The sequence below is a fragment of the Vibrio alfacsensis genome (genome assembly GCF_019670485.1).
GTDB classification, from domain to species: domain Bacteria; phylum Pseudomonadota; class Gammaproteobacteria; order Enterobacterales; family Vibrionaceae; genus Vibrio; species Vibrio alfacsensis.
Window position 1 is genome coordinate 280,945 of sequence record NZ_AP024165.1, and the last position, 23,574, is coordinate 304,518.

Sequence of the window (23,574 nt, forward strand, 5' to 3'; positions counted from 1 at the left end):
TCAGTTTCAATTACGGAGTTTAGCAATGAAAGTTCGTGCTTCCGTTAAAAAAATCTGCCGTAACTGTAAAGTAATCAAGCGTAACGGTGTCGTTCGCGTGATTTGTAGCAGTGAGCCAAAGCATAAACAACGCCAAGGCTAATTAGCAGAAGTTTTTACTTGAAAACTAAGGTTAGGTCGAGTATATTCCTCGGCCTACCTTTTGCGTGCAAAAGAAGTAGTACTCCGCAGCGTATCCATCACGGGCTTTGCTGCGGCTAATTCTTTTATAGAAACACTTAGGAGTGAATAATGGCCCGTATAGCAGGCATTAACATTCCTGATCAAAAACACGCTGTAATCGCACTAACTGCGATCTACGGCATCGGTAAAACTCGCTCTCAAGCTATTCTAGCTGAAGTGGGTATTGCTGAAGATGTTAAGATCAGTGAACTAACTGAAGAGCAGATCGATCAACTGCGTGATGGTGTAGCTAAATACACTGTAGAAGGTGATCTACGTCGTGAAGTATCAATGAACATCAAGCGTCTTATGGACCTTGGTTGTTACCGTGGTCTTCGTCATCGTCGCAGTCTACCACTACGTGGACAGCGTACTAAAACCAATGCTCGCACCCGTAAGGGTCCGCGTAAGCCGATCAAGAAATAATCGGGAAGGTAGAGTACAATGGCTAAACAACCAACTCGCACGCGTAAACGCGTTCGCAAACAAGTTGCAGACGGTGTTGCGCACATCCATGCATCTTTCAATAACACAATCGTAACTATTACTGACCGTCAAGGTAACGCTCTAGCATGGGCTACTGCAGGTGGTTCTGGTTTCCGCGGTTCTCGTAAGTCTACTCCGTTCGCTGCACAGGTTGCTGCTGAGCGTTGTGCTGAAATGGCTAAAGAATACGGTCTAAAGAACTTGGAAGTTATGGTTAAGGGTCCTGGTCCAGGTCGTGAATCTACGGTTCGCGCACTGAACGCAGCTGGTTTCCGCATCACAAACATCGTTGATGCTACACCAATCCCTCATAACGGTTGTCGTCCACCTAAAAAACGTCGCGTATAACGTTTTTTAGATTACTGGAGAAAGATCATGGCAAGATATTTGGGTCCTAAGCTGAAGCTTAGCCGTCGTGAAGGCACTGACTTGTTCCTTAAGTCTGGTGTTCGCGCGATCGATACCAAGTGTAAAATTGATAACGCACCAGGTGTACACGGCGCTCGTCGCGGTCGTCTATCTGAGTATGGCGTTCAGCTTCGTGAGAAGCAAAAAGTTCGTCGTATGTACGGCGTTCTAGAAAAACAATTCCGTAACTACTACAAAGAAGCTGCTCGCCTAAAAGGCAACACTGGTGAAAACCTACTTCAGCTTCTTGAAGGTCGTCTTGATAACGTAGTTTACCGCATGGGCTTTGGTGCAACTCGCGCAGAAGCACGTCAGCTAGTTAGCCACAAAGCTATCCTAGTTAACGGTAAAGTTGTAAACGTTCCTTCTTTCAAAGTAGCGGCTAATGACGTTGTATCTATCCGCGAGAAAGCTAAACAGCAATCTCGTATTAAAGCGGCTCTAGAAGTTGCTGAACAACGTGAAAAACCAACTTGGATTGAAGTAGATGGTGGCAAGATGGAAGGTACATTCAAGCGTATGCCTGAACGTTCAGATCTATCAGCTGACATCAACGAACAATTGATCGTCGAGCTTTACTCTAAGTAAGGTTAAACTAAAGAGAGGACACAATGCAGGGTTCTGTAACAGAATTTCTTAAGCCACGTCTAGTTGACATCGAACAGATCAGCTCGACTCACGCAAAAGTAACTCTTGAGCCATTAGAGCGTGGCTTTGGTCATACTCTAGGTAATGCACTTCGCCGCATTCTTCTATCTTCTATGCCTGGTTGTGCAGTCACAGAAGTAGAGATTGAAGGCGTACTTCATGAGTACAGCACTAAAGAAGGCGTTCAAGAAGATATTCTTGAAATTCTTCTAAACCTTAAAGGTTTGGCTGTCCGCGTTGCCGAAGGCAAAGATGAAGTGTTCATTACACTGAACAAATCAGGCTCGGGCCCTGTGGTTGCAGGTGACATCACCCATGATGGTGATGTAGAGATCGCTAACCCAGAACACGTTATTTGTCACCTAACGGATGACAACGCTGAAATCGCAATGCGAATTAAAGTTGAACGTGGTCGTGGTTATGTTCCAGCTTCTGCGCGTATCCATACTGAAGAAGACGAGCGTCCAATCGGTCGCCTACTAGTAGATGCTACTTACAGCCCAGTAGACAAAATTGCCTACGCTGTAGAAGCAGCTCGTGTAGAACAGCGTACTGATCTAGACAAGCTTGTTATCGATATGGAAACAAACGGTACTCTAGAACCTGAGGAAGCAATCCGTCGTGCAGCTACTATCCTAGCTGAACAATTGGATGCGTTCGTAGATCTTCGTGATGTACGTGTACCTGAGGAGAAGGAAGAGAAGCCAGAATTCGATCCGATCCTACTGCGTCCTGTAGACGATCTTGAACTAACAGTTCGCTCTGCTAACTGTTTGAAAGCAGAAGCGATTCACTACATCGGTGATCTAGTACAACGCACTGAGGTTGAGCTACTTAAAACGCCTAACCTTGGTAAAAAATCTCTTACTGAGATTAAAGATGTACTTGCGTCACGTGGTTTGTCTCTGGGCATGCGCCTAGAAAACTGGCCACCTGCATCAATCGCTGAAGATTAATCGATACTAGTTAGAAGGATTAGGTCATGCGCCATCGTAAGAGTGGTCGTCAACTCAACCGCAACAGCTCACATCGCAAAGCGATGTTCAGCAACATGGCTAGCTCTCTAGTACGTCATGAAGTTATCAAGACTACTTTGCCAAAAGCAAAAGAGCTACGTCGCGTAGTTGAGCCTTTGATTACACTAGCTAAGACTGACAGTGTTGCTAACCGTCGTCTAGCATTTGCACGTACTCGTGACAACGAAGTAGTTGCAAAACTATTTAACGAACTAGGTCCACGTTTTGCTGCTCGTCAGGGCGGTTACACTCGTATCCTAAAAGCTGGCTTCCGTGCTGGTGATAAAGCTCCAATGGCTTACATTGAGCTTGTTGATCGCCCAGCTGCTGAAGAAGCTGCTGAGTAATCAGTTCGTAAGAACGAAAAAGCCGAGCGATAGCTCGGCTTTTTTGTGCCTGAAATTTATGTCAATCTAAAATGTGTATTGATTAAAGTCATCCCAATCATCGTAACCACGAACATAGTAATCACGAACATAGTAACCACAAACATGGTAACCACAAACATGGTAACCACAAACATAGTGAGTAATCAGTTATTTGCTGCGAGTGGTAAGTCATTTACTACGATTGGTATAAATACAGGAACGGATCTCGATTCGCTCAAGTTTACTTGCTTGTATCCCACAACCCTGTAAGTGAGCTCATAAGGCCATCACTTGCACCTTGCCCTTCTAAATAGCTCAATATCACCGGAGCAAACTGGCTGATCATTGATGGGTTTAAACCGAGTTTGTCAAACGTACTTTGGACGGCGCTGAAGTTTTCAATGCCCCCTAACATATCCTGAGCCCCACCTAGGCTCGATAAACCCGGGATTAAAGAGTTGAGCTCACTGCTATTCGTTTCGGATAAGTGGCTTTGAGCGAGTGCCAATAAAGCACTTGCGCCGCCAGCCGCTTGTTCGGTGGAGACAGGTAGTTGGCTCGTCAATAGCTCAGTGATTGGTGAGGATTCTGAATTTAGGCCTTGGCTAACCATATCCATTAAACCGTTGGCACTTTCATTTTCTGTGACTTTGTCTAAGAAAGCGTGTGCATTACCAATGCCGATTGATAGTAAAGTAAGTGAAATAAGAGTGTTACGCATCATACCTCCATGTTATTGCGTGTTCTGTCTCACTTTACAGCAATTATTCTAAATTGAGACAAAAAAAAGCGACGCATGAGCGTCGCTTTGAATCAAATATGAGGAAAGCCTCAATTATAGGATGTCTAGTAGTTCTACTTCGAATACTAGTGCTGCGAATGGAGGGATTGCAGCACCCGCACCACGCTCGCCGTATGCAAGATCTTGTGGGATGTACAGTTTCCACTTAGAACCTACAGGCATTAGTTGAAGTGCTTCAACCCAACCTTTGATTACGCCTGTTACTGGGAACTCAGCTGGCTGACCGCGAGAAACAGAGCTGTCAAATACAGTGCCGTCTGTTAGCTCACCGTGGTAGTGAACACGAACTGATTTGTCTGAAGTTGGGATTTCACCTGTACCTTCAGTAATGATTTCGTACTGAAGACCAGATTCAAGAACATTCACTTCTGGACGTAGAGCGTTGTCTTTTAGGAATACTTCACCGTCAGCAGCTGCTGCTTTAGCGGCTTCTTGACGAGCAGCTTCTGCGCGCGTGTGAAGTTCTTGAAGTGCTTTGTTGATTTCATCAATTTCGATTGATGGCATATCACCTGTTAGTGCTGTAGCGATACCCGCAGCGATAGCGTCAACGCTTAGACCTTCTAGACCAGAACCAGCTAGTTGCTGACCCATTTGCAGACCAATACCGTAGCTTGCTTTCTGCTCTGCAGTTTCAAATTTAATTTCAGACATGAATGTCGCTCTTATTAGGAGTGAGAAAGTCCACAGGATATCAGTTTCACGCTAAGGTTTAAATGATTGTGGCTCATTGGTGTCATCAAGCTTTAATGGTGTGACTTATCTCTTACTCCAAGTGAAATTTCTGCCAATTTCTTTGAAATCCCATTTTACTTTGGCGAAAAACATATACTCTCCGCGCTGGTATTTTTATACTGGTGTCAGAAGTTTTAAGGGACTCATTAGAATGAATCGTCGCAGAAAGAAAAAGCAGCAAGTCGACCATGTCGGATTGATGAAGCAAAAGCTCGCTGCCATCGATTGGAAGCAGCCGTTTGACAAAGAAAAGTGGCAGAAAAACCTCTCACCAATCGCTCAGTTCTGGCAAGGTTTGCCGAAGCTTCATCAGCGTGCACTGATGGTATTGGTTCCTGTGGTACTTTTACTTCTTGTGGTACCAGCACCTAAAGAGATGTCGTCGACGAGCGTGACTCCAGTTGAAACTCAGCGCGTGACGATTCAGTTGAATACCCAGAGTTTGAGTGATCAAAGCTCCGCGCAGGTTTCTCAACCACAATCAGAAAGCTGGAAAGAATATCAAATTAAAAATGGGGACACGCTAGCACAAGTGTTCCGTAACAACCAACTTTCAATGGCTGACCTTAATGCGTTGGTTGCGATTGAAGGCGGTGACAAACCTCTCAGTCATATTAAGCAAGGACAGTTAATTCGCTTTAAGCTCTCTGATGATGGCAAGTTAGATATGCTGCAACTCGAGAAAAATGGTAATTCTGTCATGTTTTTCCGTTTGTCAGATGGCTCGTTCGGTCGCAATAAGTAGCACTAGGCGAATCGCGACTAAAACAGAGCGTTACCAAAACGTTTAGTTTTGCTAGCTAAAAGCATCATTCCTATTGCCGCTCCTTTATTGCGAGCGGCTCATATCAATGCCTCTTCGCATATCTACATGAGGGATCCCGTCCTCAAGGTAACTTTCAGAAATGGCTTCAAAACCATGACTGGCATAGAACGCCATCAGATGCTCTTGTGCGCCGATATCAATCGTTTGGTCAGCCCATAGACGTTGGCAATGGTGCAGGGCTTGCTCAAGCAATTCATGCCCAAGACCACTACCGCGTGCACTTTGTTTGGTTACCACACGGCCAATACTTACGTTGTCATAAGTCGTACCTGCAGGAAGCAAGCGAGCACTGGCAACCAGTTCATCGTCTTGGTAACCGAGTAGGTGGTACACGCCCTCTAACACATCCTTGCCGTCTAACTCCGGATAGGGGCAGGTTTGCTCCACCACAAAGACATCAACACGCAGTCGCAGCATCTCATACAGTTGCGTTGTCGTCAGTTGAGAGAAAGGTAGGGCAGTCCAGTTGATCATTTTCAATATCCATTAATGAGCCAATGCTGCTGACTTTACTTCGTTTTCTGCTATTACTCATTAACAATGGTTAATTTTCACTGGTCTTCGTGATAAATCTGGCGATAATGTGCCCTCTCTTTCATCCCACCTGAGGATATTTCCCCGTGAGCAAACAAACTTTTGACCAAGTAGGGCTTAATCCAGCGCTACTAGAGACGCTTGAATCATTGAACTACACCCATATGACGCCAATTCAAGCGTTGAGCTTACCTGCGATTTTGAATCAGCGTGACGTGATTGGTCAGGGTAAAACTGGCTCAGGTAAAACAGCTGCGTTTGGCTTAGGCGTATTGTCTAACTTGAACGTAAAACGCTTCCGCGTGCAATCTTTAGTGCTTTGCCCAACCCGCGAGTTGGCAGATCAGGTGGCGAAAGAGATCCGCACGCTAGGTCGTGGCATTCACAATATTAAAGTACTGACACTGTGTGGCGGTATGCCAATGGGGCCACAAATTGGTTCATTAGAGCATGGCGCTCACATTCTGGTCGGTACACCGGGTCGTATTCTTGATCACCTAGAAAAAGGTCGAATTAACCTAGAAGAGCTTAATACGCTCGTGTTGGATGAAGCAGACCGTATGCTAGAAATGGGTTTTCAAGATGCGTTAGATGCGGTTATTGATGCCGCGCCGAAGCAGCGTCAAACGCTGCTATTTAGTGCCACTTTCCCAGAAAAGATCGAACAAATTGCTCAACGTATCATGCAATCACCTGAGATGATCAAAGTGGAATCTACCCACGACACATCCAGTATTGCTCAATACTTTTACAAAGTTGATGGCTCAGAAGCGCGTGACGAAGCATTAGCAAATCTGTTGTTAACGCATCAACCTGAATCCGCTGTGGTGTTCTGTAATACGAAGAAAGAAGTTCAAAACGTCGCGGATGAATTACACCATAAAGGGTTCAGCGTGATTGATATTCACGGTGATCTTGAGCAGCGTGAACGCGATCAAGCTTTAGTGCAGTTTGCCAACAAGAGCGTTTCGATCCTAGTGGCAACGGATGTCGCTGCGCGTGGTTTGGACGTGGATAACCTTGATGCGGTATTTAACTTCGAGCTTTCTCGCGATCCTGAAGTGCATGTGCATCGTATTGGTCGTACTGGTCGTGCAGGCAGCAAAGGTTTAGCGTTCAGTTTCTTTGGTGAGAAAGACGGTTTACGTGTCGCTCGCATCGAAGAATACTTAGATATGGATGTCATGCCAGCAACCTTACCTGCAAAGTCGAACCAACAACCTTACCAATCAAAGATGGTGACGATTCAGATCGATGGCGGGAAAAAGCAAAAAGTGCGTCCTGGCGATATTCTTGGCTGTCTAACGGGCAAAGATGGTATTCCGGGCTCTCAAGTTGGCAAGATCCATTTGTTCCCAATGCGAGCTTATGTTGCAGTGGATAAGGCAGCAGCAAAGAAAGCTCTGCAGACTATCAGTAACGGTAAAATGAAAGGCCGTCAATTCAGAGCTCGAATTTTGAAATAGTCAAAAACTCTCTAAAAACAAAGGCGCTCGATATTGAGCGCCTTTGTTTTTTATTTCATCTAACGTTTATTTCATCTAACACTGCTTATTGAACTCAACTAACGCTATTCAATCCATTTTTTAAGCGCGATTTAATGCGGCATAAGCTGATGGGAGTAATACCCAAGTAAGCGGCAATTTGATTATCTGTAATACGTTGCTCTAAATCTGGATAGTGTTGGCAAAATAATTGGTAGCGTTCTTCTGGCGAGTAGAGCAGCATAAAGCGTTCTTTGTTTTCCTTATGCATCAACTGCGCTTCCAGTAGCTTGATGTAAATTGGGTGTTTTTCTTGACGCCATCGATGTAGTACATGAATCGGTAAGCAGTAAAGATTACAAGGCGTTAGGGTCTCCAATAAATACGGAGCTGGCCCATTTTTTATGAGACTTTCAAAACCTATTACCCAGTCTTTTTCCCAGTAGAACTCTTTACTGAACTCTTTGCCTTTGTCTGTCAGGTAACTGGCATGGCACAAGCCCTCTAAGACAAAGTAAATGTGTGAACTGAACTCACCTTGATGGTTGAGAATATGGCGCGTTGGCAACTCGAGTTGTTGTCCATGTTCAATAAGTTGGTTCGCTTCGCTTTCAAGGAAGCCGTGATTGATTAAATCGGAATAAAGATCGGCGTGCATGTGGTCAACTCAGGTAACGGTTTTCGCTATTGTAACGTGTATCGGCAACAAAAAAACGGCTCATCAGAGCCGCTTAGTACCGTTACAAAATGAACATTACTTGTTCAGTTCGATTTGGTAAATCGCAAAACCGATATCATCGGTAGCGACGCGTTTCATCGGGTATTGACCTTTTTCTTTGATGAACTGCGCGGCTTTGTCACTTGGTGATGTCTCAAAACGAACATCTAGCTTGTTGTCTGACTTGATTGGAGCAAATGACCAGTTGTTATCGGCGCTTGGTGTCACTTCCCCTTTCTCTTCGCTAATACGAGAAATGTACGCGGCCACGACAGAGCGGTTTTCATCTGGAGAATCAAATGCGATGAAGTCTGGGCCAGTGCCTGGGAACGTGTTGCTGTATGCGCGATAGTTGTTGGTCGCAATAATGAAATCTTGCTTCGGATCGATCGGCTTACCATTGAATGTTAAATTCACAATACGCTGTGATTCAGGGTTGATTACTTTACAGTCTGCATCGTATTTTGGTGGCTGAGTGACGTCGATTTGGTAGTGAACACCATCAATCACATCAAAGTTGTAAGTACGGAAACTGTCCCAATTAATCAAAGATTGAGGTTTCGTACTATTGACGTCGATATGGTTGAATTGACCGGCACTGCATTCTAGCCATTCGTGTACTTCTTTACCTTTTACTTTCATCGCAACTAATGTATTTGGGTAGAGGTAAAGGTCCGCGGCATTACGGAAAGTAAGTTGACCAGACTCGACTTCAGTGAAGCCCGATGGATCATCTTTACGACCGCCGACTTTAAATGGGGCTGCTGCACTTAATACCGGAATATCGGCTAGATCTGGGTCGCCTTGAATAAAGCGTTCCACATAATCTTTCTGAGCTAGGTTAACGATTTGAATGGTTGGATCATCTTGTACTAGCGCGAGGAAGCTGTACATCACGTCATTCGCTTGACCTATAGGTTGGTTCACGAATTCACGTGTGCCTTTATGGTCATCTTCTAACGCTTTTACAATACCTTTGTCCGCTTCTGCAAGTGACTTCTTGTTTACATTATCAAAGATAGGGCGAGCGTCGGCTTGGCCATCGGTCACTTGCCACTTGCCGTCTTTCTCTTCAAGTAATAAGTCCATCACGCCGACATGACTTCCCCAACGACCTGGCATCACGGCCGTCACGCCATTGATAGTCCCTTTCTCATTGTCAACGCCTTGTAGGTTGTCAAAGCCTTTTCCTGGGAACACGGCATGCGAGTGACCAAATGCAATCGCATCAATCCCCTCGACTTTTGTGAGGTAGTAAACCGAATTCTCTGCCCCCAGTTTGTATGGGTCAGTCGATACGCCAGAGTGAGGGATAGCAACGATAACGTCAGCGCCTTCTTTTTTCATTTGAGGGATCAGCGCTTTTGCCGTTTCCGTAATGTCTTTGGCAAAGACTTTACCCTCTAGGTTGTTCTTATCCCACACCATGATTTGTGGTGGAACAAAACCAATGTAACCGACGTTGATTTCGTGGTCTTGGCCATCGGTGTCTTTAAATGTATGTGTTTTGATGAGGTAAGGTTTGAAATAGTGTTCGCCTGTTTCTTTGTCGAATACGTTCGCACTGATGTAAGGGAAGTTGGCCCCATCAATGCTTTTTTTCAAGAAATCTAGCCCGTAGTTAAATTCGTGGTTACCAATGTTACCGACATCATAACCAAGTTGATTCATGGCTTTATAAACTGGGTGGGTTTCACCGGCTTTAATTCCTTTCGCAGCCATGTAATCACCCATAGGGCTACCTTGGATCAAGTCACCATTATCGACAAGTACGCTGTTTTCTACTTCTTCTCGCGCTTGCTTAACTAAGGTTGCAGCACGGCTTAAGCCAATTTGCTTTGATGGTTGATCTTTGTAGTAGTCGTAGTCCATCACATTGGTGTGAATATCAGTCGTTTCGATAATGCGAAGTTTGATGGTGTCTGCCATGGCAGGACCAGCCAGAGTCAACATACCAGTCAAAACTGCAACGGATACGGGATTAACTGCTATTTTCATTAGATGCTCCAAGTTTGCTAAGAAAGGAATTTGCATAGATTAATTTAGCAAATGTTGCTGTAACTCTATTCTTACCATTCATTAATCTGTGATAACCATCCAATTAGTGCAGGATTTAACAAGGTTTATGCTGCTTGAACCTCTAAACACAGGTGTATGAGTAGAGGAAAAAGAGGGCGAACACCGCTTCCTTAGCAGTTTTTTGAATAAAAAATGAAATTTTAGAATTTCCGGTAATATAAGCGCGCCGCCATAATGCTAGCTAAACGATATCAATGGATGATGGACGCGAACATGGCAGTAGATAATTCAGTGACAACTTTACCTCGTCAAAAGCCTCGGCTTGTTGCGAGTAATCAAGCAAGTGATGCTCCCCGTTTTCGTCGTCAATCACTTAAGCCTGGAGAGGTTGCCCTTGTTGGAGCAGGTCCTGGCGATCCAGAGTTGCTTACGATTAAAGCGCTAAATTGTCTACAACAGGCAGACGTTGTGCTTTATGACTACCTTGTTTCAGACGAGATCATGGCCTTGATCCCAAGCGATACCATTTTGGTGTGTGTAGGAAAGCGAGCGGGTCATCACAGCGTGCCGCAAGAGAAAACCAATCAGTTATTGGTCGACTTTGCAAAGCAAGGATATCGAGTTGTTCGCATTAAAGGTGGAGACCCATTTGTGTTTGGGCGAGGAGGAGAAGAACTCGAAGTCTTAGCGGATTCTGGCATTCGTTTTCAAGTGGTGCCAGGCATCACCGCTGCAGCCGGTGCGACGGCTTACGCAGGGATTCCCCTTACTCATCGTGACTACGCGCAATCGGCACTATTTGTTACCGGTCACTTGAAAGAAGACTGTGATGACATGGATTGGTCTACGCTGGCTCGAGGCAACCAAACTCTGGTGATTTATATGGGGCTGATGAAATCCCAATACATTCAGCAGCAGCTTATCCAATATGGACGCGCATCTACTACGCCAATTGCGATCATCGAACGTGGCACGCAAATTCAGCAAAAAGTGTTTAGTGGAACCTTGTCTCAATTGTCTGAACTGTCAAAACAAGCTCAAGCGCCCTCTTTAATTGTGGTCGGAGAGGTGGTGCGTCTATCTCAAAAACTAGACTGGTTTTTGCCCGATACTGAAAGTAAGCAAAGTGCCCTAGTTAATAGTTAATAGTTAATAGTTAATCGTGACTAGCTAAGAGCTAAGAGCTAAGAGCTAAGAGCTAAGAGCCAATAGCTAGTCGCCAATGACCAAATAGCCACAACATTCATAACTTCATGGGCAGGTAAGCCCACAAGGAAAGAAAGACATGGACCAACAACGTTTAACTCATCTTCAGCAGCTCGAGGCGGAAAGTATCCATATTATTCGCGAAGTGGCAGCTGAGTTTGATAACCCAGTTATGATGTATTCAATCGGTAAAGACTCCTCCGTCATGTTGCATCTTGCTCGTAAAGCGTTTTATCCGGGCAAAATTCCATTCCCTCTGTTGCATGTTGATACGGATTGGAAGTTTCGCGAGATGATCGAGTTTCGGGATCGTACCGCAGAAAAATACGGTTTTGAGCTTTTGGTTCATAAGAACCCAGAAGGTCTAGCAATGGGTTGTAGCCCTTTCGTTCATGGGTCTTCCAAGCATACGGATATCATGAAAACCCAAGGGTTGAAGCAAGCATTAAATAAGTATGGTTTTGATGCGGCATTTGGTGGTGCTCGTCGAGATGAAGAAAAATCTCGCGCAAAAGAACGCGTGTATTCATTCCGCGATAAAAATCATACATGGGATCCTAAAAATCAACGTCCAGAACTTTGGAAAACCTACAACGGTCAGGTGAACAAAGGAGAAAGCATACGAGTCTTCCCACTTTCAAATTGGACGGAGCTGGATATCTGGCAGTACATCTACTTAGAGAATATCGAAATTGTCCCGCTTTACCTGGCGGATAAGCGTCCGGTCGTTGAGCGCGATGGCATGCTGATTATGGTCGATGATGACCGCATGAAGTTGGAGCCTGGCGAAGTGATTGAACAAAAAAGCGTGCGCTTTAGAACGCTTGGCTGTTATCCATTAACGGGTGCGATTGAATCGGAAGCGAATACATTAACGGGCATCATTGAAGAAATGCTGGTAGCGACGTCTAGTGAGCGGCAAGGTCGTGCGATCGACCACGATCAGTCAGGATCGATGGAGTTGAAAAAACGTCAAGGCTATTTCTAAAGGATCTAAGGAAAGAGAATGAACAGTGCAGTTGAAGCTCAATTAGCCGAGCTTGGTATTGAAGGCTATTTAACACAACACCAGTACAAGTCTTTGCTTCGATTTTTGACTTGTGGCTCGGTTGATGACGGCAAAAGTACGCTGATTGGACGTTTACTCCATGACTCCAAACAAATTTATGAAGATCAGTTAGCGGCCGTGCATTCGGACAGCCAACGGGTTGGCACCACGGGAGAAAAACCAGATTTGGCTCTACTCGTTGATGGCTTGCAAGCCGAACGAGAGCAAGGAATTACCATTGATGTGGCTTATCGTTACTTCTCGACGCAGAAACGTAAGTTCATTATTGCCGATACGCCAGGGCATGAGCAGTACACTCGTAATATGGCGACAGGCGCGTCGACGTGTGATTTGGCTGTGATACTTGTTGATGCGCGTAAAGGGGTATTGGATCAGACTCGTCGTCATTCATTTATTTCTAATTTGCTGGGCTTAAAGCACTTTATTGTTGCGATCAACAAAATGGATTTAGTGGATTACTCACAACAACGTTTTGAGGACATTCGCGATGAGTACTTACAGTTTTCAGAAAACCTAGCGGGCGAGACAGATATTCAAATCATTCCATTGTCCGCATTAGAGGGCGATAACGTAGTGGAAAAAGGCCAAAACCTAAGTTGGTTTGAAGGTCCATCCTTGCTTGAGTTACTTGAGACGGTTGATGTGGACCAAGAGAAAGGTCAAGGCGATTTCCGCTTCCCAGTTCAGTACGTGAATCGTCCGAATCTCGATTTCCGTGGTTTCTCTGGGACGGTTTCATCAGGCTCAGTGAAAGTCGGTGATGCGATCAAAGCATTGCCATCCGGAAAAACATCAACTGTCGCACGTATCGTGACATTTGATGGTGATGTGCAGGAAGCGCAAGCAGGTTTAGCGGTGACGCTGACTTTGAATGATGAGATTGATATCAGCCGTGGTGATTTACTTGTATTGGAAAATGCGCAAGTGGAATCCACGAACCACTTATTAGCTGATGTCGTTTGGATGACAGAGCAACCTTTGCAACCTGGTCGTGATTATGACATCAAGATTGCAGGTAAGAAGACGGTTGGTCACGTAGAAGCGATTCGCCACCAATACGACATTAATAACCTTTCTACTCACGGTGCCGCTGAACTGCCTCTAAACGGGATAGGTTTGTGCGAGTGGTCATTAACGGAGTCTGTTGCGTTAGATAACTATCAAGCGTGTGCGGATACCGGTGGTTTTATCATCATTGATCGTCTAACTAACGTTACCGTTGGTGCGGGCATGGTGAAAGAAAGTTTGGCCGCTGTTGAGCGTGGTCTTACCGATGTTTCTGCTTTCGAATTAGAACTTAATGCCCTTGTACGTAAGCATTTTCCTCATTGGGAAGCAAAAGATCTTAACCAATTATTGAAGAAATAAGCATGAGATAACGCCTCACTAATTGTGAATGGCTGTGGGATAGTTTCTGAACCCAGAATACTTAGGAAGCCCAAGATACCAAGTATTCTGGTGTTCATTCTCACTCATAGGTTTCTTTACACAAGTAGGCTTTTCACCAATACGATTGGATTTGATTGCTAAGGATAGGCTATGTGGGAACAAGGATTTGTATTAGCGATTTTGCTTGGCATTATTACTTGTTTGCTTGTTACTAAGCTCAAGCCCAGTTATGTGTTTGCAGGGGCTGCGTTTATCGCGTTTATGGCGGGATTAATTGAGCTCAATACGATCGCAACAAATTTTACTAACGCCTCTCTATTGACCTTGGTCTTACTCATCTTAGCGTCCAGCGCACTAGAAAAAACCTTATTGATCAGTTGGGTAAGTCGCAGTATTTCAGAGGGTAATCTTGGTAGCGTGATTGCCAAGTTAGGCTTTTCTACCGCGCTGCTGTCTTCATTTACGAATAATACTGCAGTTGTCGTGTCTTTGATTGGGGCAATTAAACGTAATCAGCAGCACGCACCCTCTAAGCTTCTAATTCCTCTTTCATACGCCGCGATTTTTGGTGGCACTCTGACTCTGATAGGCACATCGACGAACTTAATCATTAATAGCTTTGTTGAAGATGCAGGCTTGCCAAGTCTGACTTTTTTTACACCTACCATGATCGGACTTGCTGTATTGGTAGGGGGCATACTGATTTTAGTGCCGTTGAGTTACTTGCTGCCAAATTATGATGACCAGAGTCAAGAAGAGCTGCCATACTTCTTAGAAGCGAGGGTAGAGCCAGGATCACCGTTAGTTGGGCGCACGGTGAGTGAGAATAACCTCCGTGCGCTGCGCAAGTTATTCTTAGCGGAGGTGATTCGCGATGGTGTGACAGAGCCATCGGTTGGACCCGATTTTATATTGAAAGCGAAAGATCGTCTGCTCTTCTGTGGGGATGTGGAAAGTGTGGCGACATTGCAAGAGATCTCCGGACTGACCTTATTTGGTCATCAGCATCTCAATGGGCAAAACTTCCTTGAGGTCGTCGTCAGTTCTTCTGCGAGCTTTTGTCATAGAACGCTGAAAGAAAGTCGATTTCGAGATCGATTTGATGCCGTTGTTGTTGCTATTCGTCGTGGGCATGAACGCTTGGAGGGAGGGCTTGGAAACATCACCTTAGCGGCGGGAGATACGCTTATTCTCGTTCCTGGAAAGCGGTTCGAAGCGGAAAGGCGAATGCATCGGAAAGAGTTTGTCGTGGTTCATGACTTGGACTCAAGTGCTCGTTTAGATGCCAATAAATCAGCACTGGTTTTGGTTGGCTTTGCGTCTGTGATTGGTTGTGCATTATTGGATATCTTTCCCCTTATTAAAGGGTTACTCGCGTACATCATCGCTTTGTTGGCATTTGGTATTGTACAGATCTCAGAACTTCGTAGGCGTTTTCCTATTGATATTGTGGTGATTGTTGGCTCTGCGCTGTCTATTGCACAGTTGATGCTTTCTTCTGGGCTATCGTTAAAAATGGGTGATATGTTTATTGAGGCTTTTAACGGCTGGGGGGTCTTTGGTGCACTGATTGCGACTTACATTATGACGTTGGTGCTCACGGAATTAGTGACCAATAATGCCGCCGCCGCTCTCGCTTTTCCAATTGGCTATAGCATGGCGGTGGGCTACGGTGTTGACCCAATGCCTTTTATTATGGCTGTACTGTTTGGGGCGAGTGCGAGCTTTATTTCTCCTTACGGTTATCAGACTAACTTGCTGGTATACAGTGTTGGAAACTACAAACTGACCGACTATGTACGAATAGGAGTCCCTATCTCTATCGTCTATTCAGTATTAGTGTTGACACTGATCCCGGTCTTCTTTCCGTTTTAATAGGTTAATTTACAAGGATACGTTATGACTGCCGAAACACCGGTAAAAGATGAAAACATCGTATGGCATCAGCACTCGGTGGACAAACAGTTTCGTGCTGGGCTTAAGCAACAAAAGCCAGCCGTGTTGTGGTTTACTGGGTTATCTGGTGCGGGTAAATCTACAGTGGCAGGGGCATTAGAAAACCGCTTGGCCGATCTGGGTTATCACACTTATTTATTGGATGGCGACAACGTGCGTCATGGTTTGTGTAGTGATTTAGGTTTTTCTGAACAAGACCGCCGTGAGAACATCCGCCGTATTGGCGAGTTGGCTAAATTGATGGCCGACGCGGGTTTGATCGTTTTGTCGGCGTTTATCTCTCCTCACCGTGAAGAGCGTCAATTGGTGCGCGATCTACTGCCACAAGATGAGTTTATTGAAGTCTATGTCAATGCATCGCTAGAGGTGTGTGAAAAGCGCGATCCTAAAGGTTTGTACAAAAAAGCCCGCGCCGGTGAAATTGCGAATTTCACTGGTATTGATTCTGAATATCAAGCGCCAGTAAACCCAGAAATCGATTTGCCAGCTGGCGAGAAGAACGTCGAAGAGCTGGTGGCGTTGTGCTTAATCGAACTTAAGCAACGTGGTGTGATCCGATAAAAAAGCATTTGGATCATGGGTGACCAAAAAGGCAATAAGCAGTTTAAAGAGCGTTTGGATCATAGGTGGCCAAACGCTCTTTTTTCTGTACTAAACGGTATGATTGACTGTGGTTTTGGCTTCGCTGTGGACCATAAACTTTTGATTTAAAAGCGCTAATATTTGATCGTAGTATTGGCTATTAGGTTTGTTACCAAGCAGTTTACACAGTTCATTTCCTGTCGGGGTGAAGCGATAATACAACAACCTTACGCCTTTGGTGTTTACCTGTAGAGAGAGATTCTTGCCTTGGTAGGTCAGCATTAATGGCGTCTCTATTCCAATCTCCCCAGACTCCAGCTCTGTGCTATGCAAGAGCCCCAATTCAATCAAGACCAGTAAACTAGAATAAGGAAGCTGGAAGCTACCCATATTTAGATTGCTTGTCATATCTCGCTTTCCAAAGCTAAAAATACCGCCGTGTGCCTTGTATCCAATCAATAATTTCCGACTGTTATCACCACCAAAACTGCACGCGAGAGAAGCCGCACGTTGCAGTGTTTGAGCTTCTTTAGGTGACATGTCTTTTAAGGCTTTTAGTGCTTTCATGGACGTGGAACCCGGGTTGGTGACTTCACGCTTCATGACTTGTGCCCAGAGCTTTTGCATTGAACTGTTGTGGATGTCCTGTGCCATGTCAAAAAAGCGATAGAGCCAATCTTGATCCGGTTCACCGGCGGTTTCATCACGACATGAACTGTGTGCGAGTTTGAGGATGTGCTCTAAGTTTTTTTGTCTTTGCTCTTGGCGTCTTTCTTCGCGCAGTTGTGCCCGTTCTAATGCTGATTTGGCAGGAGGATCTGATTGCAGTAGCGCATCGAGGCCATGGATCTGCGCGATACTTTGAACTCGACTGGCGCTATCTTTTATATAGCTTGCCTTTTTTTCATGATGCGATTTTTTCTGAGTGTTCGCTTCATGTTCAATGATAACAGGGGGCTTTGTCGCTTCTGCCATTTATATTCCTACCAAGAGATGAGGTCGTGCTTGCTTAAATTTACACGCTAACGGGATAACCGACTAGAGGCATGTGCTCAGATTTTGACACAAAAAATAACTACACAAAATGATAACAACTTGTTAAAGTTGTTATCGTTTTATGCAAATTGGCTTCAGGGTACATTCCTGCTGAGTGTGGAGGTTAGTTGGATATAGAGGAGGAGTGATGAAATATACAGACACAAGTAAACTAAAAAAGCACCTGTCAATCGTGCTTCTTTTGATTGTATACGTAGGTGTGCTGGTTTACCTTTCACGCTATATTACATGAGGTGCATAATGCCTAAAATGAAAGATAGCATTATTAGTACACCCTGCTGAGCGCTTGTTTGACAACTTAACAAGATGAGAAAGAAATCAAGGCGCCTAGAAGACGCCTCAAGGGATGATGACATTACATGTCGTCATAAGCTTCAATGGCGGTTCCATCGATAAGGTAACCCGTTTCTGCTAGTTCATGGTTCATGGTATCGGTTTTTAATCTACCGATGACGTAAACCACATCCCATAGCTCTTGGATAGGGGCTCCTTTCGGAAATTTCACGTAAATAATTTGGTTTGGTGGTGGTGGTGGTACATGAATACACGCACCGAAATATGGCACCAATAAAAACTCTGTGATGGTATTCGCATCGCCCTCTAGTGGAATGACAAATCCCGGAATTTTTACCGTACTTCCGTTCAGTTCTGGTCGGACACTTCCTACTTTTGATTGCTGCGCAGCGTTGCCACTGTGATCGGTTTCAGGCATCCCCATGCTGTCGAACATGTTGCGTTCGGCTTCAGGGACAAGGTCTATCCAATCCAATGTTAAAGGCTCTTCATTTGCCAATACAGGTGTTGCGAACGATAGAAGCAACAAAACACGACATAATATCTTTTTGAACATCTTTAAATCCTTATCGTCATTCCATCGCTTAGTGATTGTCGGTATGCGCGAAACGCAGGAATGAAACCGATGATAATACCTGCACATTGTACGAAACTCAGTAACATCCATTCATACGATGACAGCGACGTTAATGAAAGGTGTATGCCATAGTGCTGTTGAATGAGAGGTTGCAATAGCGCAAGGATAGCGTACAAACCCGCAACCCCCACCAGAATGCCAGCCAGAGTGAGTAAACTCGCTTCGCTGATCAATAATGAGAACACGTGCCTTGGCCTTGCTCCCATCGCTCTCAAAATTGCCATTTCACGACGGCGCTCTTGCAGGCTGGTTAGTAGGCTACTTAACATACCTAACAGGCCTGCCACGACGACAAATCCAGATACTGCCATTAATGCTTGTTCTGCGACTGACATCATGCCCCATAATTCATGCAGAGCGACACCTGGCATGATGGCGCTGAGCGGCTCTTTTGGGTAGGTGTTGATTTGTCTTTGCAGGGCAAATGTCTGAATGCGTGATTTCAATCCAACCAGCATTGCGGTGATTTGTTTGGGTTGGAAGTCTCGTGCTGCTAAGGTTTTTGCATTGAGTGTTGGGCCTAATCGAGCACCACTTTCCCATCCTACATGAATAGCTTCTATGGCTTCTAACGATACGTGTACCGTTTTGTCGACTGGCGTACCTGTAGGCGCAAGGATCCCCACCACTTTAAATGGCAAGTTATCATGGCGACTGAAGCCCACATCGCTGATGCCGTGAGCGATGATGATCTCGCTACCGATTTCGTAGCCAAGCTGTTTCGCGACATCAGAACCAAGTACTGTTTCAAATAAGCCATTGAATTCTTTGCCTTGTGATAAGGTTAGTGACTGCTTACTTCCGTACTTATAATGTTCGAAATAGCTGTGGTTGGTGCCCATCACTCGAAAGCCTTTGTGTGAATCACCCAAAGATATTGGGATTGCCCAATCGACAGCTCGGTGATTGGCAAATTCTTGGTAGCTCTTCCAATCGATGTTGTTGGTCGCATTGCCGATTCTAAATACCGAGTACAGCAACAGGTTCACTTGTCCTGAGCGTCCACCAACAATTAAGTCTGTACCAGAAATGGTGTTAGCAAAGCTATCTTTGGCCTGAGTTCGAATGCGTTCTACACCCAAAAGCAGGACAACAGAAATCGCGACCGTCATGATGGTGAGGATCGCGGTTGCTTTGCGGTTCATCAGGCTTTTCCAAGCGAGCTTAACTACAGCACTCATGATGCGGCTCCTAGGGTTTGCGCTTGATTGATCTCAGGCAGGTTGAGCGTTCTGTCGAACAAAGATTCTAATGTTGGATCGTGACTGACAAAAACCAACGTGGCGTTGGCAAGCTTGGCTTGTTCCATTAATAGCTCAATAAATGCTTTGCGATTGTCGTGATCCAATGCAGACGTAGGTTCATCGGCAATGACTAATTCAGGTTGACCGATAAGCGCACGCGCAGCTGCAACGCGTTGTTGCTGGCCAATACTCAGCTCCGATACTGGCTTATTGTGCAGTGCTTTTGGCAGATGTAAGCGTTCCAGTAGCGTGGTGGCTTGTTTTTCAAGTGATGCGGCATTGCTTGCAACACGATTACGGCGAACTCTACTGAATTGGCATGGAATTAGAACGTTTTCAATCACATTGAGGTATGGCAGTAGATTGAATTGTTGAAAGATATAACCGATGTGGTCGGCACGAAATTTGTCTCTTTGGCTTGCTTTTAGGCTTGCCATATCGGTGTTTAGAACGGATATCGATCCTGACGTTAAAGTATTAATACCAGTCAGTAGAGCGAGTAGCGTCGACTTGCCACAGCCACTAGGGCCTTTGATAAAAACATGTTCACCTTGAGCGATGTGTAGCTGCGGGATATTGATGGTCGCGCTTTCTGAGCCTGGCCAGACAAATTGGGCATTTTTTAGCTCAACAACGTTTGACGTGTTTTCAGTCATGATAAATCACCAAAGCATGAGGGTGTGAGTAATGACTCACACCCAGCATACCCAAGAATCTTGTGGTTACTTGGATATATAAGTTATTTAATGTCGATCTTCGTATTGTTTTTGTTTAGGCGAGTCGCCGACTGAGTCGTGTCAGTGAATAGATTTGCACTGATAGCCTCTGTTGCCGGGAATTGTTTGAACCATGTGGTATCAATGCGATTGAGATCCGAAACAGAGTCGCAGTGGTAGCGATATTCTACCGTGAATTCACCATGACCACCGTGTTCGTGGTGCTCATGATCATCGTGATTATGTTCGTCATGATCATGGCCTTTGTGGTCATCGTGATCATGCTTGTTATGGTCGTGGGCCTTTTGGTCGCCGTGATCATGTTCGTCATGGTCATGGCCTTTGTGGTCATCGTGATCATGTTTGTCATGGTCATGGCCTTTGTGGTCATCGTGATCATGTTCGTTATGATCATGACCTGCGTGCGAATCTTGACCTAGCGTATGAGATACATGCACGTCTTCAATCACACACTTTGCTTGTCGGTTGATAGCGAATAGTTGGTCAGCATCTTTTAATGTAGAGATCGCTTGTTTAAGCGCTTGCTCTTGTTGCGCATTTTCTGGTGCGTGTTCAAACCCAACGATGTCTGCACCTGGAGAAGTGATTTCGATCAGTAGGTCTTTACCGTCTTGAGCGATGTTAAATTCAACGTGACCGTGCACGTGAGCTTCGTGTTGACGGTATTCTTCTGCGTTAGCGGTTGCTGCGAGTGATAGACCGATAACAAGAGCTAGAGCATGTTTAGTTGGCATGACTGATTTCCTAATTTTTTCTTAAATCATAGATGGTTAAACGTGATATGTGTAATTTGGTGTCGCGAGGGCACACTTAAATTACGGAGAATGATTAAGTCAAAATAGGAGGGGCTCGTGCTAAATATCTAACACTCATGTGATGAGTGTATTTCTCAACGGTTGCAATAATTGCGACGGGAATAAACGTGATAGCCATGACATCCGGAAATGCATGGATGACACCGTGGTGTGCCGAAAAAAATAATTGGCAATGATGCTGGCTGTGATGTTCTGGAACGAGATCAAGTTGGTGAGTAAGCGTGGCAAAGTTCCAAGCGATCAGCAAGGCAACACTGAACACAATAAACGTGCGGCGCCAATGATGAATGGTTGCTTGCCAGCTGTGGGGCATTCTAAATCCAGAAAACATAACGAGTGTTATAATATAACAGCTATTATCACTAAAAGTTCAGTGTTTTGTCAGTTTAGAAGTAAATATGTATGTAAAAATAAGTGCTTAGTTCAACATGACGTTGAGATGCGTGGTTTGTTGTATATGACGGAGTTTGTGTTCACTTCTCGATGAGGCGCGATTTGATTGTTTGGTTCAGTTTGATCAAAACAACGCTCCTCACGTTGAGGATGTAAGGAGCGTGCTAGGATTAGATATTTTGTTTGATCAGCCCGAGAACTTGATTGATCTCATTTTGAGAAAGCGCACCCTCTTTAACAAATAGGATCTTGCCTGTTTTATCCTGCACGACGATTGCAGAACTCTCTTCTTGTAATGCCCATGAGCTTGCAATTATGCCGCTTTCATCCAATACCATGGATGACCAAGGGAATTCCTGCTTACTTTCTTGAGCAGAAGATTTAACGAATGAACCTGTACCCCAGATTGAGTCGTCTTGGTTAATGATCGTGGTCGTTTGATAAGCATCTTCTGGAAATTTTGCTTCTGTTAGTGCTGTCATGAGTGGTGCATTCATTGCTTTTGAGCTGCTACGCCCAGCAATGGCATGAATGACGCGAACTTTACCTAACATTTGATCTGTCGCCCAAGGTTGATAAGCAACGCCTTCACCTTGAAGTACGATTTCACCATAGGCATCAACTTTCGCAGTAGGCACTGTTTTACCAAGTGTAAGGTTATTAGCAAAAGCGAAACCTGGAGCAACAGCAAGGAAAATAGAGAGGAGAGTCTTAGTTTTCATATTGTTATGTTCCCTATAAGTAGTGAGAGCTAGCAAGTATATACTTAGAGTGAATAAAAATGTAGAACTCCGATTAACATTTTTTTAACGTACTCGGTTTAGTAATGTTGCCATACAGATAAAATTTGTTAAACTATATATGTCGCTTAAAGCGCATAAAGGCTGCCATGGAAAGAGCAGCCAGTATTTTCTCAAAAGGATATTGAGGTGGTTATGCTTCGTGAGTTTGCAGTTTACCGTCCACGTCAAGTGGCTCGTTTCGTTAAGACTTTATTCAAAGGTCAGTTCACAATCGCAGGTGTAGGCGAGTTTCGTTTTGATAACGGAAAGGTACTATTACCTGATGTCAAAAACCCTAAACAACTGTCTGTTTTTAGAGAAGTAAACCAAGCGATTTTGTCGCTTCCAGTATAACGTACAGAATTATTTAAAGAGCGACCTTTGGTCGCTCTTTTTGATCGTGTTATTTTTGTGGCTCTATTGGACTTGCTCAGTCTTGCAGATTTGGGGGAAAGCAAACACCCGTGCCACCAATTCCACAGTAACCATTTGGGTTTTTCGCGAGATATTGCTGGTGGTAGGTTTCAGCAAAGTAATAAGGCCCTGCAGGTTTAATCTCGGTCGTTATGGCCGTTTGCAGATCTTCTTGCAATGCTTTTTGATAGCGTGCTTTTGACAGTGCGGCAATATCTTGTTGCTCTTGTGAATAGGTATAAATCGCAGAACGATATTGTGTGCCTAAGTCGTTACCTTGACGCATTCCTTGGGTGGGGTCGTGCTTTTCCCAAAAAACGGTTAATAGCTGAGTTAATGATATGACACGCTCATCAAACGCGACTCGGACGACTTCGGTATGTCCAGTTTTTCCGCTGCATACTTCCTCATACGTTGGGTTTGGCGTATACCCGCCAGCGTAGCCAACTGAAGTTGATACAACGCCATCCAATTGCCAAAACAGGCGTTCTGCTCCCCAAAAGCAGCCCATACCAAATAATATTTGGCTTTGATGTGCTTGAGGTTGAGCGCTCAAACTGGCTTGATTTACAAAGTGCACATCATCAATGTGCATAGCGGTTTCTCGTCCTGGCAGAGCATCTTCTATACTGATCATTGTCTGTTTGTTGAGCATGATATTTGTCCCTTACTGCATGTCTTAATTTTGCGAATAAATATACTTAGTTTGAATCTGATGTTGTGATGACATTGAC

General features: G+C 44.7%; 27 protein-coding genes. 14 read left to right on the forward strand and 13 right to left on the reverse strand.

What is annotated here, in order from left to right:
• Positions 1-25: 25 nt before the first annotated feature.
• The 6 genes from rpmJ to rplQ all read left to right on the forward strand — a co-directional run bounded on the left by rpmJ (position 26) and on the right by rplQ (position 3,127).
• Positions 26-142: a 50S ribosomal protein L36 gene (gene rpmJ / locus VA249_RS01375; RefSeq protein WP_042478686.1), complete on the forward strand. Its 117-nt coding sequence runs from the start codon at positions 26-28 to the stop codon at positions 140-142.
• 149 nt (positions 143-291) lie between these two features.
• Positions 292-648: a 30S ribosomal protein S13 gene (gene rpsM, locus VA249_RS01380; RefSeq protein ID WP_005450559.1), complete on the forward strand. Its 357-nt coding sequence runs from the start codon at positions 292-294 to the stop codon at positions 646-648.
• Positions 649-666: 18 nt separating this feature from the next.
• Complete coding sequence (gene rpsK / locus VA249_RS01385) at positions 667-1,056, forward strand: 30S ribosomal protein S11 (RefSeq protein ID WP_128811815.1); 390 nt, start codon at positions 667-669, stop codon at positions 1,054-1,056.
• A gap of 27 nt (positions 1,057-1,083) precedes the next feature.
• Entirely contained in the window at positions 1,084-1,704 is a 621-nt protein-coding gene (gene rpsD / locus VA249_RS01390) for a 30S ribosomal protein S4 (RefSeq protein WP_014230671.1), read from the forward strand.
• A gap of 23 nt (positions 1,705-1,727) precedes the next feature.
• Positions 1,728-2,720 carry a DNA-directed RNA polymerase subunit alpha gene (locus VA249_RS01395; RefSeq protein WP_010445384.1) on the forward strand — a complete coding sequence of 331 codons (993 nt, stop codon included), beginning with the start codon at positions 1,728-1,730 and terminating at the stop codon, positions 2,718-2,720.
• Positions 2,721-2,746: 26 nt separating this feature from the next.
• Positions 2,747-3,127: a 50S ribosomal protein L17 gene (rplQ, locus tag VA249_RS01400; RefSeq protein ID WP_005383141.1), complete on the forward strand. Its 381-nt coding sequence runs from the start codon at positions 2,747-2,749 to the stop codon at positions 3,125-3,127.
• 262 nt (positions 3,128-3,389) lie between these two features.
• Here rplQ and VA249_RS01405 read toward each other — a convergent pair whose 3' ends face one another.
• Positions 3,390-3,869: a DUF2780 domain-containing protein gene (locus VA249_RS01405; RefSeq protein WP_221069774.1), complete on the reverse strand. Its 480-nt coding sequence runs from the start codon at positions 3,867-3,869 to the stop codon at positions 3,390-3,392.
• 114 nt (positions 3,870-3,983) lie between these two features.
• The gene (locus VA249_RS01410; RefSeq protein ID WP_211915499.1) at positions 3,984-4,604 is read right to left on the reverse strand and encodes a BamJ family beta-barrel-assembly machinery protein; all 621 of its coding nucleotides are present in this window, start codon (positions 4,602-4,604) and stop codon (positions 3,984-3,986) included.
• 232 nt (positions 4,605-4,836) lie between these two features.
• On the opposite strand from VA249_RS01410, the gene VA249_RS01415 reads away from it, so the two are divergent.
• Entirely contained in the window at positions 4,837-5,430 is a 594-nt protein-coding gene (locus VA249_RS01415) for a LysM-like peptidoglycan-binding domain-containing protein (RefSeq protein ID WP_221068562.1), read from the forward strand.
• A gap of 84 nt (positions 5,431-5,514) precedes the next feature.
• Here the strand turns inward: VA249_RS01415 and VA249_RS01420 are convergent, their stop codons facing one another.
• A complete protein-coding gene (locus VA249_RS01420) occupies positions 5,515-5,985 on the reverse strand; it encodes a GNAT family N-acetyltransferase (RefSeq protein WP_128811807.1) in 471 nt (156 codons plus the stop codon).
• A gap of 146 nt (positions 5,986-6,131) precedes the next feature.
• Between VA249_RS01420 and dbpA the strand changes: the two genes are divergently transcribed.
• A complete protein-coding gene (gene dbpA / locus VA249_RS01425) occupies positions 6,132-7,511 on the forward strand; it encodes an ATP-dependent RNA helicase DbpA (RefSeq protein ID WP_128811805.1) in 1,380 nt (459 codons plus the stop codon).
• A 94-nt stretch (positions 7,512-7,605) separates the two neighbouring features.
• On the opposite strand, the gene VA249_RS01430 is transcribed toward dbpA, so the two are convergent.
• Together VA249_RS01430 and cpdB are read right to left on the reverse strand one after the other, a co-directional pair.
• Positions 7,606-8,187: a Crp/Fnr family transcriptional regulator gene (locus VA249_RS01430; RefSeq protein WP_221068563.1), complete on the reverse strand. Its 582-nt coding sequence runs from the start codon at positions 8,185-8,187 to the stop codon at positions 7,606-7,608.
• Positions 8,188-8,283: 96 nt separating this feature from the next.
• Positions 8,284-10,245, reverse strand: a complete 1,962-nt coding sequence (gene cpdB, locus VA249_RS01435) for a 2',3'-cyclic-nucleotide 2'-phosphodiesterase (RefSeq protein ID WP_221068564.1) — start codon at positions 10,243-10,245, stop codon at positions 8,284-8,286.
• Positions 10,246-10,539: 294 nt separating this feature from the next.
• On the opposite strand from cpdB, the gene cobA reads away from it, so the two are divergent.
• The 5 genes from cobA (at position 10,540) to cysC (ending at position 16,447) form a co-directional block, all read left to right on the forward strand.
• Positions 10,540-11,412: a uroporphyrinogen-III C-methyltransferase gene (gene cobA / locus VA249_RS01440; protein ID WP_221068565.1), complete on the forward strand. Its 873-nt coding sequence runs from the start codon at positions 10,540-10,542 to the stop codon at positions 11,410-11,412.
• 139 nt (positions 11,413-11,551) lie between these two features.
• Positions 11,552-12,460 (forward strand): sulfate adenylyltransferase subunit CysD, encoded by a 909-nt coding sequence (cysD, locus tag VA249_RS01445; protein WP_128811799.1) that lies wholly within the window; start codon positions 11,552-11,554, stop codon positions 12,458-12,460.
• A gap of 18 nt (positions 12,461-12,478) precedes the next feature.
• On the forward strand, positions 12,479-13,909 hold the full coding sequence (gene cysN / locus VA249_RS01450) for a sulfate adenylyltransferase subunit CysN (RefSeq protein ID WP_221068566.1): 1,431 nt from the start codon (positions 12,479-12,481) through the stop codon (positions 13,907-13,909).
• 171 nt (positions 13,910-14,080) lie between these two features.
• The gene (locus tag VA249_RS01455; RefSeq protein ID WP_128811795.1) at positions 14,081-15,805 is read left to right on the forward strand and encodes an SLC13 family permease; all 1,725 of its coding nucleotides are present in this window, start codon (positions 14,081-14,083) and stop codon (positions 15,803-15,805) included.
• 24 nt (positions 15,806-15,829) lie between these two features.
• Positions 15,830-16,447 (forward strand): adenylyl-sulfate kinase, encoded by a 618-nt coding sequence (gene cysC / locus VA249_RS01460; protein ID WP_128811793.1) that lies wholly within the window; start codon positions 15,830-15,832, stop codon positions 16,445-16,447.
• 90 nt (positions 16,448-16,537) lie between these two features.
• On the opposite strand, the gene VA249_RS01465 is transcribed toward cysC, so the two are convergent.
• The 7 genes from VA249_RS01465 to VA249_RS01495 all read right to left on the reverse strand — a co-directional run bounded on the left by VA249_RS01465 (position 16,538) and on the right by VA249_RS01495 (position 22,366).
• Positions 16,538-17,443 carry a TIGR03899 family protein gene (locus VA249_RS01465; RefSeq protein WP_128811791.1) on the reverse strand — a complete coding sequence of 302 codons (906 nt, stop codon included), beginning with the start codon at positions 17,441-17,443 and terminating at the stop codon, positions 16,538-16,540.
• A 436-nt stretch (positions 17,444-17,879) separates the two neighbouring features.
• Positions 17,880-18,374 (reverse strand): DUF3299 domain-containing protein, encoded by a 495-nt coding sequence (locus VA249_RS01470; RefSeq protein ID WP_128811789.1) that lies wholly within the window; start codon positions 18,372-18,374, stop codon positions 17,880-17,882.
• A 2-nt stretch (positions 18,375-18,376) separates the two neighbouring features.
• On the reverse strand, positions 18,377-19,636 hold the full coding sequence (locus tag VA249_RS01475) for an ABC transporter permease (protein WP_221068567.1): 1,260 nt from the start codon (positions 19,634-19,636) through the stop codon (positions 18,377-18,379).
• Positions 19,633-20,355, reverse strand: coding sequence for an ABC transporter ATP-binding protein (locus VA249_RS01480; protein ID WP_221068568.1), 723 nt, complete (start codon positions 20,353-20,355; stop codon positions 19,633-19,635). Before VA249_RS01480 ends, VA249_RS01475 begins: the two co-directional genes overlap by 4 nt.
• Positions 20,356-20,438: 83 nt before the next feature.
• Complete coding sequence (gene zrgA / locus VA249_RS01485; protein ID WP_221068569.1) at positions 20,439-21,170, reverse strand: zinc uptake protein ZrgA; 732 nt, start codon at positions 21,168-21,170, stop codon at positions 20,439-20,441.
• Between the two features lie 94 nt (positions 21,171-21,264).
• Entirely contained in the window at positions 21,265-21,564 is a 300-nt protein-coding gene (locus VA249_RS01490) for a DUF2607 family protein (RefSeq protein WP_221068570.1), read from the reverse strand.
• Between the two features lie 250 nt (positions 21,565-21,814).
• Complete coding sequence (locus VA249_RS01495; RefSeq protein WP_221068571.1) at positions 21,815-22,366, reverse strand: YtfJ family protein; 552 nt, start codon at positions 22,364-22,366, stop codon at positions 21,815-21,817.
• Between the two features lie 213 nt (positions 22,367-22,579).
• Here VA249_RS01495 and VA249_RS01500 point away from each other — a divergent pair, with 213 nt between their 5' ends.
• The gene (locus tag VA249_RS01500) at positions 22,580-22,780 is read left to right on the forward strand and encodes a DUF1107 domain-containing protein (RefSeq protein WP_211915482.1); all 201 of its coding nucleotides are present in this window, start codon (positions 22,580-22,582) and stop codon (positions 22,778-22,780) included.
• A gap of 76 nt (positions 22,781-22,856) precedes the next feature.
• Here VA249_RS01500 and msrA read toward each other — a convergent pair whose 3' ends face one another.
• Positions 22,857-23,495 carry a peptide-methionine (S)-S-oxide reductase MsrA gene (gene msrA / locus VA249_RS01505; protein WP_221068572.1) on the reverse strand — a complete coding sequence of 213 codons (639 nt, stop codon included), beginning with the start codon at positions 23,493-23,495 and terminating at the stop codon, positions 22,857-22,859.
• Between the last annotated feature and the right edge of the window lie 79 nt (positions 23,496-23,574).